Annotated in this window: 8 protein-coding genes and 2 pseudogenes; 5 read left to right on the top strand and 5 right to left on the bottom strand. The window is 68.6% G+C overall.

All coding sequences use genetic code 11. The features are described from left to right. Positions 1–85: 85 nt before the first annotated feature. Genes ABD858_RS24730 through ABD858_RS24720 form a run of 3 tightly spaced genes read left to right on the top strand, consistent with a single transcriptional unit; the run spans position 86 to position 2,457 of the window. Positions 86–553 (top strand): NUDIX hydrolase, encoded by a 468-nt coding sequence (locus ABD858_RS24730; protein ID WP_345041383.1) that lies wholly within the window; start codon positions 86–88, stop codon positions 551–553. A 3-nt stretch (positions 554–556) separates the two neighbouring features. Continuing rightward, positions 557–1,204 (top strand): hypothetical protein, encoded by a 648-nt coding sequence (locus ABD858_RS24725; protein WP_345041380.1) that lies wholly within the window; start codon positions 557–559, stop codon positions 1,202–1,204. After that, complete coding sequence (locus ABD858_RS24720) at positions 1,201–2,457, top strand: DUF4254 domain-containing protein (RefSeq protein WP_345041378.1); 1,257 nt, start codon at positions 1,201–1,203, stop codon at positions 2,455–2,457. Before ABD858_RS24725 ends, ABD858_RS24720 begins: the two co-directional genes overlap by 4 nt. Positions 2,458–2,872: 415 nt before the next feature. On the opposite strand, the gene ABD858_RS24715 is transcribed toward ABD858_RS24720, so the two are convergent. Next, entirely contained in the window at positions 2,873–3,589 is a 717-nt protein-coding gene (locus ABD858_RS24715) for a DUF4839 domain-containing protein (RefSeq protein WP_345041376.1), read from the bottom strand. A gap of 511 nt (positions 3,590–4,100) precedes the next feature. Between ABD858_RS24715 and ABD858_RS24705 the strand changes: the two are divergent. Both ABD858_RS24705 and ABD858_RS24700 read left to right on the top strand, forming a co-directional pair. Next, positions 4,101–4,235, top strand: a pseudogene (locus tag ABD858_RS24705) (IS701 family transposase); the annotation flags it as partial. 781 nt (positions 4,236–5,016) lie between these two features. Then, a pseudogene (locus ABD858_RS24700) lies at positions 5,017–5,304 on the top strand (IS701 family transposase); the annotation flags it as partial. 423 nt (positions 5,305–5,727) lie between these two features. Here the strand turns inward: ABD858_RS24700 and ABD858_RS24695 are convergent. The 4 genes from ABD858_RS24695 to ABD858_RS24680 form a co-directional block, all read right to left on the bottom strand. After that, positions 5,728–7,047, bottom strand: a complete 1,320-nt coding sequence (locus tag ABD858_RS24695; protein WP_345041373.1) for a class I SAM-dependent RNA methyltransferase — start codon at positions 7,045–7,047, stop codon at positions 5,728–5,730. A gap of 128 nt (positions 7,048–7,175) precedes the next feature. After that, the gene (locus ABD858_RS24690; protein ID WP_345041371.1) at positions 7,176–9,224 is read right to left on the bottom strand and encodes an APC family permease; all 2,049 of its coding nucleotides are present in this window, start codon (positions 9,222–9,224) and stop codon (positions 7,176–7,178) included. A 187-nt stretch (positions 9,225–9,411) separates the two neighbouring features. Next, entirely contained in the window at positions 9,412–11,991 is a 2,580-nt protein-coding gene (locus ABD858_RS24685; RefSeq protein ID WP_345041369.1) for a DUF4118 domain-containing protein, read from the bottom strand. 104 nt (positions 11,992–12,095) lie between these two features. Continuing rightward, positions 12,096–12,758: a potassium-transporting ATPase subunit C gene (locus ABD858_RS24680; protein ID WP_345041366.1), complete on the bottom strand. Its 663-nt coding sequence runs from the start codon at positions 12,756–12,758 to the stop codon at positions 12,096–12,098. Positions 12,759–12,762 lie beyond the last annotated feature (4 nt).

The raw sequence follows: 12,762 nt of genomic DNA, 5'->3' as shown, positions 1-12,762 counted from the left end.
TCCACCGAGCCGGGGAGGTGCCCACCGCCACCAGGCGGCCCTCCGCCCGTTCTCTCCTGTACCACCACCAGAAGGAGCAAACGGCATGACCGACATCGTCAAGCGCAACGCTCGCGCCATCCTCCTCGACGGCGACGAGCTGGTCCTGATCAAGCGCACCAAGCCGGGGAGGGAGCCGTACTGGGTGTCAGTCGGCGGAGGGGTCGAGGAGGACGACGCGACCATCGAGGCGGCTCTGCACCGGGAGGTGTTCGAGGAGCTGGGCGGCAAGCTGGAGCGTGCCGAGCTCGTCCACCTGATCACCGACGAGCTGGAGGACGGGATCGGCGTCCAGCACATCTTCGCCGCGCGGCTGGAATCGATGGACCTGGCCGCGCGTACGGGGACGGAGTTCGCCAAGCCGGAGCGGGGCGGGTACGAGGTGATCCGGGTGCCGTTCACCGTCGAGGCTGTCCGTGAGCTGAACCTGATGCCGCCGGAGCTCGCCGACTTCATCACCGCGAACGCGGACGCGATCGTCTCCGTCCTCGACAGCCCGATCCACGAGGCGTGAGCGATGGCGCAGGTCCCGGACTTCGTCAGCCTCAACGGCCCTGACAACGTGGGCAAGACGACCCACCTGGTGCGGCTGGCCGAGCGGTGGGGCGACTTCCAGCCGCTGGGAGCGGTCCACGAGCACGACCCGGAGCCGTGGGCGCGGGCCGTGGCCGGCGACTACGCCCGGTGGTGGTTCGAGACGTCCACGACGGTCGAGCTGACCGAGATGCTGCTCGTCGGCCACGCCAAGCGGGCCGCCGCCCGTGAGGACGGGCGTACGGGCCTTCTCGACCGGGGCCTGCCCATGCTCCTCGCCGTGGCCACCGCAACCTGCGTGGTCAAGGACGGACTGACGGTCGGGGAGGCGTTCAAGACCGTGACGGGCATCACCGGTTCGCGAGCCGCCGCACCGGAGACCTCGATCCTCCTGCTGCCATCCCTCGACGTCGAACGCAGCTACGCCATAACGAGCGTCCGTGAGGGCCGACCGTGGACCGGAATCTACCCGGCCTACCAGAAGACGCTGCACGCGGTCCTGCTCCACCAGGCCGACCACGGCACGTACACCACGGTAGTGGACTGCGAGGGCCGCTCCCTGGACGACATCCACACCGACGTACTCGGCCATGTCGACCGCCCCCGACTCACCGACGGGAGTCCCCGATGACCCAGAACTCCCCGCCCCTGGTCCTGCCCCCGGGCCTGACCCGCGCCATGGCCATGCTCCAGGACAAGGACCGGCACCGTCTGGACGACGCCGTCACCCGGCTCCACACCGTCAACGGACGCCTGTGGGACACCGAGGACCGGGTGCGCGGCGCCTTGCTCTCCGCAGCCCAAGTCGCCGATTGCAAGCGGGAGATCGACCAGCTCAACGCTGAACGCAACGCGCTGGCCGAGCGGGCCGATGAGGTCCTCGGCTCGCTGGCGGACGCGGGCCGCGCCGGCGCTCCGCTGCACACCGAGACGCTCGCCTCCGTCGTCGACCGTCTGTCGGTGCTGACGCTGCGGATTTGGCACAGCGAGCGGGCGGCGGCCCGGGACGAGCTGGCCCGTCGGCGCGTCCCCGCGCTCCACGGCCAGCGGGAGGAGCTGTGTGCCGCCCTCGACGCGCTGGTCTCCGATGTCGTCGCCGGCCGCCGCCGACTCCCCGTACCGGCCCGCTTCAAGCTGTACGGCCGGGACGACGCCGCCCCCGCGGAGATCAAGCCGAGTCGGCATCTGCGCCGGGTCATCGCCTTCGGTGGGCTGAGCGAGTGCGGCAAGAGCACCAGCGCCGAGTTCGTCCGCCGCTCCCTGCCCCTTCCCGAGGGCATCACCGCGATCGTCACCAGTCCGATCCCCCGTGCCCGCCAGACCGCCACCCTCGTCTCGCACCTCACAGGCCTGCCGATCGTGGCCACCTCCGGCCTCCTCGCCGAATGGCGAGCCCCGAGCATCGTCCTCGGCCGCACGGCCGAGACCTACCCGCCGGCCTACCGCGCCTGGCGAGCCCGGCGCCTCGCCAACCCCTCCCTACGCTGCGAAGACGGCGAAAGCCTCACCGACCTCCACACCCGCGCCCGCCACTGCGCGGCCTTCCTCCACCACTCCGCCCAACGCCACGGGTGGCCTTCGACCTATGCCGCCAAACGGCATGCTCCAGTCCGCCTTTGTCGTGCCCGAGAAGCGCGGCGGCTTCCTCATACACTGCGCGCAACTGGTCGTATGGGAGGTCCGGAACACCAGCATCCACGGCGAAGGCGCGCAGATGTACGTCAACGGCGACGTGCGCACGGCCGACGAGATTGCCGATGTAGTCGATGCTCTTCGGCCCCACTCCCTTCACCGTGCGCAGAGCGGCGCGATTGGCCTGATGATCGAGCCAGGTGTGGAGGTCCTCGCGGGTATCGACCCCGTGGGCAGCGAGGAGGTCGGTGATGGCGTGAGCCGTCGCGACCTTCTGTACGTGGTTGAACTTCATGGCCACGGCAAGGTCTTCCGTGACGAGCCGGCGCTGGAAGCCGCGGACTGTTCTTGCATCAGGCCAGCTCAATTGCAGATGGAGGAGCCGCGGTCGGAGAGTCCCCTCGTACTTGCACCGGGGCTGAAAGCTGACGTCGCAGATGACAGCACCCATGTGGGTCCATCCGCCGGGCTGGGGAAACGGACCGCTGCCAAGTAGGTGCTGAACGTGGTCGGCGAGCCGCTGGGCAGGGCTGGATGCGGGCATGGATCAATGATGACGCTGCGGTCTGACAATCTGGTCGGGAAGTTCAGAACTCTCGAATGGATGGAGCGGGGGTGCCGTTCCATCGGGCAGCCCCCTCCATGATGGGCAGGCTGCCCATTTCGGCTACCGGGTCTCCGTCGAGACCGGGGCGAGGCGGAAGACGCACTGAACCGTGTTGAACTCGATCACCTCGGCGACGAAGCGGAACTTGTCGCCAACTGCAACGGTGGCAGGGACCTGCTTGCCGGTCAGGTGCAGGTTACCGGTGTTGACGTCTTCGTACTTGAAGTTCGGGCCGTCCGTCGTCTGCGGTCCCTTGTCGCCCGGGCCAAGAAGGAAGTCGAAGCGCGTCTGATCATCCCCGTAGGACGCCATGTGCCTAATTGACCCGTCGAAGGCGACTGTCCGCCCCTCGTGCTTGGCTGCGAAGTTCACGTTCGCTTCGTCACACGGGTCCGCCTTCAACAACGCTGCGAACTCGCGATTGTTGTGCGCCGTGATCACCTCAGCGGCAGTCGGCTCGTCTGCGGGCGGCGTAACGGAAGGCTTCTCGCTGCTGGCCGTCGAACTGGCTGACGCGCCCTTCTCCTCGTCTCCGTCGCCGAGCGCAACGCCAGTGCCGATGATGGCGGCCAAGACCACGAGGACAGCAGCCCCCGCCCCAATCAGACGCCACGGTAGTGGCCTCTTCGGCCGACGGAAGTTGAGGGTGGTGCGAAGTCTGCCTGGGAGCTGTTCCACGAGCTCCCATCCGTCCTTCTGCATCTTCGAGATCACCAAACCGTCGGTGCCCCGAACCGTCTGCACGGCCTTGTACTCGTACTTGATCTCATCGGCCATGCGGCTCCCCGCCCCCTGAAGCGAACTGGTCATACCAACTGGGCGCGAGCATAGATGACTCCACGAGGAGCCCGGCGTCACGAACTGTCGGCTCATCACCGGCATCCGCAGCACGCTGAACGCGTGTAACGGGAGACTGGAGTCGGCATGCACTACCGAGGGCACACCTCGGGCAACGAGTTGATCACCGTTGGTAGCCTCACGAGCGGCGCAAGTGTTCGCCCAGCTCAATGGCCTGCTGATGCAGCTGGAGGGGCAGATCGAGGGCCGTATAAGTTCCAGCCCGTCGGCCTGTGTCATCGACATACAGAGCGTGAAGACTTCCACCAGCCTCCCCACCCGGAGCCAGGAAAGCGACGCCGGCATTCGTGGGGCCTTCGTCGGCCCGCCCCCGCTCTCCCGCCCGAGATGATCATTGAGCTCACCCTTAGTACTGCAACCGCATGTGGTGTGACTGGTCGTCGTCTTAGTCGTTGGCTGACTGTGTGATGAATCGCTGACGGTCGCGCAGATCGAGGACTGGTCCGAGGGGATAGTCGGGCTTCATGCCCGGTTCGCGGGACGTTTTGGCAGGTCGGAGCCGCGTGAACGGGCTCTGGACTACCTGAGCACGTTGCTCGCGCCGCTGGAAAGGAAGAACGGGTGGGTGCGCCACAAGGCGCCATGTGACCAAGTGGGGGTGGAAGACCTCTACCGCCGGGCCGTCGCAGCGGCCGGGTAGAAGCTGAGGGCAGTCCGAGCCGGGGAACGCCGGTGAGGACGGAAAGCAGCCCTGACAACGCCGGAACGGCGCGGTACTGCCAGACGCGTCGGGTTCGGCAAGCAAGGCCAAAAGGCGTACGAAGAGGAATCCGTGTAAAGCCCCGTAAGTCTTGCACCGGGCTCAAATCTGGCGGATATGGGCCCGGGGTGCAGTGCGTGATCGCTCGCTTCGACAGGGGTGGTCAACTCCGAAGCCGGTCTCCAACTGCCGGTGGGGAGGCCACGCTGAAGGTCTGCGGCGTAGGCGTGGTGATGCTGCCGGGGTAGTAGCGGGACGCCGACCTGGCCGATCGGCACATGGTGAACGTGGGAACCGCCTGCGGTCGCCCCCACTTTCCGGGCATCCGGTCCGGAGATCGAGGGCAGGCCCATTGCCGGCTGAGGTCAGCAGGTGGGGCGGAGGCCCCGTAGTAGTCCGAGCGGAGGAAAGCTCCGTGCATGGCGAAGGGGGCCAGCAAGTCGGCAGGGAGGATGCTGCAATGCCGGGAGGCCGCTGGTGAATACCGACGCGCTGGAGTTCGCGCTGCTCAAGGCCGAGCGCCGTCGGCTGGGGATCCCCACCGTGCGGGACCGGGTGGTCCAGGCGTCCCTGAAGCTGGTGTTGGAGCCGATCTTTGAGGCGGATTTCCTCCCGTGTTCCTACGGGTTCCGCCCCAGACGCCGGGCTCGCCTACTACGTCTGCTGCGGTCCCGCCACGGCCCGGCTGAAAGACCTGGTCAGGACCGCAGGCGCGAGGTGGCAGGTGGAGGAATGCTTCCAGATCGCCAAGGGCGAGTGCGGCCTGGACCACTACCAGGTCCGCCTCTACCGAGCCTGGTACCGGCACATCACCCTCGCGATGGCCGCCCTCGCCTACCTGACCGCCACTCGCGCCGCGGAAGCCGCAAAAGGGGCAGCGGAGACAACGAGCAAGACCTCATACCCCTCAGCGTCCCGGAGATCCGCCGGATGATCGGGCACGTCGTCATCACGCGCCACTGCCACACCAACGAGCACCGTCTGCACTGGTCACACTTCCGACGCCGCAGCCAAGCCCGAGCCCGCCGATGCCACTACCAACGCCGAGGCCACGACCCCCACATGCGGTTGCAGTACTAAGGCCCTTCCTCGGGCACTGGAGCCCTTACGGACCGACCCATTGAGCGCCCGCTCCGCCAACGTCCGGCCCGCCGAACTACGGCATGCAGGAACTCGGCTTAGTTTCCTTCGAGTTCCTGCAAAGACAGCCCGCGGGAACGCGCCCTCCACCTGGCACGACCTGCACGATCAGTCAGGTGACGCCCCGTCAGAACGAGCGTCATCTCAGCGTCAAGATATCGCCCGTAACGCCCACACCGCCCATACTGTGCACGCACAAAATCGCAGGTCAGAGTCCCTACTTCACCGGCTCCAGGATCGCCACGCACTCCACATGATGCGTCATCGGGAAAAGATCGAAGGCGCGCAGCGTGCGCGGCTTGTAACCGCCCTCGCGGAAGTACGCGAGGTCGCGGGCCAGCGCCGCGGGGTCGCAGGCGACATACGCGATACGGCGGGCGCCCAGCCCGGAGACGTACTCGACGGTCTTCTTCCCCGCGCCGGCCCGCGGCGGGTCCAGCACGACGATGTCGGCCTCGGTGATGCCGGTGCGCGGCAGCACCTGCTCGACCTTGCCCTGCTCGATACGGACCCGCGGCAGGTCCTGGAGGTTGTGCCGTGCGTCCTCGACGGCCTGCTTCCCGGACTCGATGCCGAGCACCGCGCCCTTCTCCCCCACCCGCTCGGCGAGGGCGCCCGCGAACAGGCCCACACCGCAGTACAGGTCGAGCGCCATCTCGCCCTTGCGCGGCATCAGGCCCTGCATCACAGCCTCGACCAGCACATCGGCGGCCTTCGGATGCACCTGCCAGAAGCCGCCCATGCCGACGCGCCAGGTGCGGTCGGCGGCGCGCTCGCGGACGAAGGGGCGACCGTGCACACGGTGCACGGCCTTGTCCTTCTCGCCGATCCGCAGCACCGAGACCGGCTTGTCCAGTTCGACGATCGGGAGGCGGCCGCCCGGACGCGGGGTGAGGATCACCTGGCGGTCCTGGGAGCCGACGGCGGCGATCGCCTCGACGGAGGCGATCTGCGGCCAGGTCCGCTTCTCCACGCCCAGCTCGCTCACGCCGGGCGCGGCGATCATGCAGTGGTCGATGGCCTCGACCTCGTGGGAGCGGTGCCGGCGCAGACCCGCGCGGCCCTGCTCGTCCACGGCGTACTGCACCCGGGTGCGCCACTGCGGGACCTCGCCCGCCGGCACCTTGTCCCCAGGTGCCGGGGCGACCGTGCCGTCCCAGCCGGCCTCCTCCGGGGTGAGGCCGGCGAGCCGGCGCAGCTGCTCGGCGATCACCTCGCCCTTGAGTCGCCGCTGGGCGCCGGGCTTGGCGTGCTGCCAGTCGCAGCCGCCGCACTTGCCGGGGCCGGCGTAGGGGCAGGGGGCCTCGACGCGGTCCTTGGATGCCTCGATGACGCGCACGGCGTCGGCGCGCAGGAAGCGGGAGCTCTCCTCGCCCTCGGTGACCTTGACGACGACTCGCTCGCCGGGCAGCGCGTGGCGTACGAAGAGGACGCGGCCGCTTTCGGTGCGGGCGATGCAGTGACCACCGTGGGCGACGGGGCCGACCTCGACCTCGTACTCCTCCCCGACGAGCGAGGACTGAGGCGCGTTCTGCATGGTGAGGTGGCTCCAGGGGTGAAAGGGGGCGGCCATGGGGTCCCCCGCTCGAGCGAAGCCGAGAGTGGGGGGAGAACAGCCCACCAGTCTACGTGGGTCTCGTACGGCCGCCCGCCACGAGAAGGCCGTCAACTGCGGCCGGTGGGCTCCTTCGGGCGCTCGTTCACCGGGCCGCGTCGCACCGAGCCGGGTGCGTTCCATTCCTGGCGCTTCCTCGCCCGCAGCTTGGCGGCCTCGGAGGACTCCAGCTGGTACGGCACCGAGGTCACCATCACACCCGCCGTGAACAGCAGCCGGCCCTTGAGGCGCAGGGCGCTCTGGTTGTGCAGCAGATGCTCGTACCAGTGACCCACCACGTACTCGGGGATGTACACGCTGACCGCGTCCCGCGGGCTGTCCCGCCGGAGTCCCTTGACGTATTCGACGACGGGCCGGGTGATCTCGCGGTACGGGGAGTCGATGACCTTGAGCGGGACGTCGATGCCGCGCCGCCCCCACTCCTCCTGCAGGGCCTTCGTCTCCGCCGGGTCGACGTTGACGGTGAGCGCCTCCAGCTGGTGGGTGCGCATCAGCTTGGCGTACGCGAGGGCGCGCAGCGTCGGCTTGTGGATCTTGGAGACCAGGACGATCGAGTGCACCCGCGAGGGGCGTACGTACTCGTCGGGGCGCTCCTCCTCGGCGGCGATCTCCACGGCGACCGTGTCGTAGTGCTTACGGATCGCGGTCATCGTCGCGTAGAAGATCACCATGCCGAGCAGGGCCACCCAGGCGCCGTGCGTGAACTTGGTGACCAGGACGACGACCAGCACCAGGCCGGTGAGGAAGGCACCGAAGGTGTTGATCGCACGGGAGCGCTTCATGCGGCGGCGCTTGGCGGGGTCCCGTTCGCTCGCGAGATGACGGTTCCAGTGCCGGACCATGCCGACCTGGCTGAGCGTGAAGGACACGAAGACGCCGACGATGTACAGCTGGATCAGCCTGGTCGAGTCGGCTCCGTAGATCCACACCAGCAGCGCGGCCGCGCCCGCCAGCAGCACGATGCCGTTGGAGAAGGCCAGCCGGTCACCGCGGGTGTGCAGCTGGCGCGGCAGATAGCGGTCCTGGGCGAGGATCGAGCCGAGGAGCGGGAATCCGTTGTAGGCCGTGTTGGCGGCCAGGAACAGCACCAGCGCGGTGGCCGCGGCGAGGACGACGAAGAAGAACGTACCGTCGCCGAAGACAGCGGCGGCGACCTGCGAGATCACCGGATTCTGGACATAGTCGGGGCCCAGCGGGACGCCGTTGTGGAGCAGGTTCTCGGCGGGGTTCTCGGCCATCTTCACACCGGTGGCCATGGCCAGGGCGATGATGCCGCAGAACATGGTCACGGCCAGAAGACCCATCATGGCCAGCGTGGTCGCGGCGTTCTTGCTCTTGGGCTTGCGGAACGCGGGTACGCCGTTGCTGATCGCCTCGACGCCGGTGAGCGCCGCACAGCCGGAGGAGAACGCCCGCAGCAGCAGGAAGACCAGCGCGACTCCGCCCATTCCGGGCTGCTCGGGCTTGATCACGTAATCGGCGGTCGGGGCCTGCATGGTCTCGTCGAGCACCAGTCCCTTGAAGGCACCCCACCCGATCATGATGAAGACGCCTGCGACGAAGACATAGGTCGGGATCGCGAAAAGCTTGCCCGACTCCTTCACGCCACGCAGGTTCATCAGCGTCAGCAGCACGATGATGCCGATGGCGCAGAGGACCTTGTTCTCCACGACGAAGGGCACGGCCGAACCGAGGTTCTCCACGCCGGAGGAGATCGACACCGCCACGGTCAGGATGTAGTCGACCAGCAGGGCGCTGGCGACGGTGAGACCGGCCTTCGGTCCCAGGTTGGTGTTGGCGACCTCGTAGTCACCGCCGCCGCTCGGGTAGGCGTGGACGTTCTGGCGGTACGAGGCGACGACGGTGAACATCAGCACCACGACCGCGAGGGCGATCCAGGGGCTGAAGTTGTACGCCGACACGCCCGCGATCGAGAGGACGAGCAGCACCTCTCCCGGCGCGTACGCCACCGAGGACAGCGGGTCGGACGCGAAGACCGGGAGGGCGATGCGCTTGGGCAGGAGCGTCTCTCCCAGCCTGTCGCTGCGCAGCGCTCGGCCGATCAGGATCCGTTTGGGCAGGTCGGTCAGTTTGGACACGCAGAGGATCGTAAGCGGTCCAAATGGGTGCCGCCCATCCGCCGTCCCCGGGCCGTCATGGATTCTCCGGCCGGAAAATGCGGTGCACGCCCGTCGGCGCTGCCACGTTCAGCACTTCGTCCTCGGGGGGAGGCGGTTCCGGACCTTCTGCGCACCGGAGGTCCGGGCCGGTAATCCTAACGCCCCCTTAACGCCCCGAATCGGTCCGGCGGAGGGCTCGCGCCTCCGGCAACCGATCGTGACCGACGGGCCGCGCCGCGTCGGGCAGGCCCGCGGCAGGGGGCAGGCTGAGCACCATGGTGAGGCCTCCTCCAGGAGTGTCCTCGGCGGTGAGGCTGCCGCCGATCGCCTCCGCGAATCCGCGGGCGACGGCCAGCCCGAGGCCGACTCCGGCACCGCGCGGGGCGTCCCCGTAGCGCTGGAAGGGCTCGAAGATCCGGTCCTTCGCCTCGTCGGGGACACCGGGCCCGCGGTCCACCACGCGGATCTCGACGCGGTCGGCGATGGCACTGGCGGACACCAGGACGGGTTCGTGGTCGGGGCTGTACTTCACGGCGTTCTCGACGATGTTGGCGACGGCACGCTCCAGCAGGCCCGGGTCGACGGCGACCATCGACAGGTCCTCCGGGATGTCCAGCTCCACGCTGTCCTCGGGGACACCGCCGAGCGCCATCGGCACCACCTCGTCGAGATCGATCACCCGGATCAGTGGGGTGACGGTGCCGGTCTGCAGGCGGGACATGTCGAGCAGGTTGCCGACGAGGTGGTCGAGCTTGTCCGCGCCCTCCTCGATTCCGGCCAGCAGTTCGGCCTGGTCCTCCGGCGACCAGTCGACGTCGTCGGAGCGCAGCGAGCTGACGGACGCCTTGATCGCGGCGAGCGGTGTGCGCAGGTCATGGCTGACGGCGGCGAGCAGCGCGGTACGGATGCGGTTGCCCTCGGCGAGCTCGCGGGCCTGCTCCGCCTCCTGCTGGAGACGCTGCCGGTCCAGTACGACAGCGGCCTGGGCGGCGAAAGCGCCGAGCACCCGGCGGTCCTCGGCTGGCAGTACACGGCCGGAGAGGGCGAGCGCCAGATGGTCGCCGACCGGCATGTCCACGTCGGCGTCCTCGGGGCGGGCCACCGGCGTGGGGCCGACGCTGCCGGCCCGGGTCCATGGCTCCACCTCGCTCGTACGCTCCAGGAGCGCCACCGATTCCATGCCGAAGGTCTCGCGGACCCGTTCCAGCAGGGCCTCCAGGCTGGTCTCACCCCGCAGCACACTGCCGGCGAGAAAGGACAGGATCTCGGACTCGGCGCGCAGCCGGGCCGCCTGATGGGTGCGCCGGGCGGCCAGGTCGACGACCGAGGCCACCGACACCGCCACCGATACGAAGATCACGATGGCGACGATGTTCTTCGGGTCGGCGATCGTCAGCTGGTGCAGGGGTGGGGTGAAGAAGTAGTTGATCAGCAGCGAACCGACGGCCGCGGAGGCCAGCGCGGGCAGCAGCCCGCCGATCAGCGCCGCGGCCACCGTCAGCGACAGGAACAGCAGCATGTCGTTGGCCAGGCCGAGTTGGGCTTCGACATGCAGCAGCAGCAGGCTGAGCAGCGCCGGGCCGACGACTCCGGTCAGCCAGCCCCCGATGATCCGGGAACGGCCGAGCCGCGCCCCGCGGGCCACCGGCAGCCCGCGCCCCTTGGCCACCTCTTCGTGTGTGACGATGTGCACATCGAGGTCGGGCCCCGATTCGCGGGCGACCGCGGCGCCGACGCCGGGGCCGAAGATGTACTGCCAGGTGTGGCGGCGGCTGGCGCCGAGCACGATCTGGGTGGCGTTGACGCCCCGGGCGAAGTCCAGCAGCGCTGACGGGATGTCGTCGCCTATGACGTGGTGGAAGGTTCCACCCAGGTCCTCGACCAGCGTGCGCTGGACGGCCAGCTCCTTGGGCGAGGCCGAGGTGAGGCCGTCGCTGCGGGAGATGTAGACGGCGAGGACCTCACCGCCCGCGCCCTTCTCCGCGAGCCGGGCGGCGCGGCGGATGAGCGTACGCCCCTCGCGTCCGCCGGTCAGGCCCACCACGATGCGCTCACGGGCCTGCCAGGTGGAGCGGATGTTGTGCTCGCCGCGGTACTGCTGGAGGTATTCGTCGACCCGGTCCGCTGTCCACAGCAGCGCCAGCTCGCGCAGCGCGGTGAGGTTGCCCGGGCGGAAGTAGTTGGACAGGGCCGCGTCGACCTTGTCCGGCTTGTAGATGTTGCCGTGGGCCATCCGGCGGCGCAGGGCCTGGGGCGACATGTCGACCAGCTCGATCTGGTCGGCGTGCCGGACGACCTCGTCGGGGACGGTCTCCCGCTGCCGTACTCCGGTTATCGACTCCACGACGTCGCCGAGCGACTCCAGGTGCTGGATGTTGACGGTGGAGACGACGTCGATCCCGGCCTGCAGCAGCTCTTCGACGTCCTGCCAGCGTTTGCCGTTGCGGGACCCGGGGACGTTGGTGTGGGCGAGCTCGTCGACCAGGGCGACGGCCGGGCGGCGCTGCAGTACCGCGTCCACGTCCATCTCGGTGAAGACGGAACCGCGGTACTCGATCTCCCGGCGCGGAATCTGCTCCAGGCCGTGCAGCAGCACCTCGGTACGCGGCCGGGCGTAGTGCTCCACGAACCCGACCACGCAGTCGGTGCCCCGCTCGATCCGGCGGTGTGCCTCGGAGAGCATCGCGTAGGTCTTGCCGACGCCCGGTGCCGCGCCGAGGTAGATCCGGAGCTTTCCGCGTCCCATGGTTCCGATCTTCACTGGTGATCTTTATTGATGGAGAAGGTCTGTTTCGAGTCTGCACCTCGCCGGGCGGGCAGCGGACGTGGAGTCCGCTGCCCGTGGCGTGGTCACTTCCCGGTGAGGTCCTTCAGGGCGATGTTGAGCTGGAGGACGTTCACCCGGGGCTCGCCCATGAAGCCGAGGATCCTCCCCTGGATGTGGTCGGCGACCAGCTTGTCCACCTGCTCGACGTCGAGGTGGTTGAGCTCGGCGACGCGGTGGACCTGGAGCCTGGCGTACTCGGGGGAGATGTCCGGGTCGAGTCCGGAGCCCGAGGAGGTGACGGCATCGGCCGGCACGTCCTCCGGCCGGACCTTGAAGTCCGCAGTGGAGTTGTCCTTGATCACCGCGGCCTTGGCGTCCTTGACCCACTTGATCAGCTCCGGGTTGTCGCCGGCGCGGTTGGTCGCCCCGGACAGGAGGATCTTGTACTGGGTGTTGACGGTGTTGACACCGAGGCCGTTGGACGGACGCGGCTGGAACCACTTCAGATCGGGTGCGGGGGTCTCCTCTCCCTTCTGCAGCGGCAGGTCGTAGCGCTGGCCGATCAAGGACGAGCCGACGACCCTGCCCTCGCTCCTGATCTCGGAGCCGTTGGCCTTCCGGCTGAATGCCGTCTGGGCGATACCGGTGACGAGCAGCGGGTAGATCACGCCGGTGAGGAGGGTGAGGACGAGAAGGGCCCGGATCCCGGCCCCGATCAGCCGCATGGTGTTGCTCACGGAGTTCATGGTC

This window comes from Streptomyces sannanensis (assembly GCF_039536205.1).
Taxonomy (GTDB): domain Bacteria; phylum Actinomycetota; class Actinomycetes; order Streptomycetales; family Streptomycetaceae; genus Streptomyces; species Streptomyces sannanensis.
This window is presented reverse-complemented; position numbering and strand designations above follow the sequence as displayed.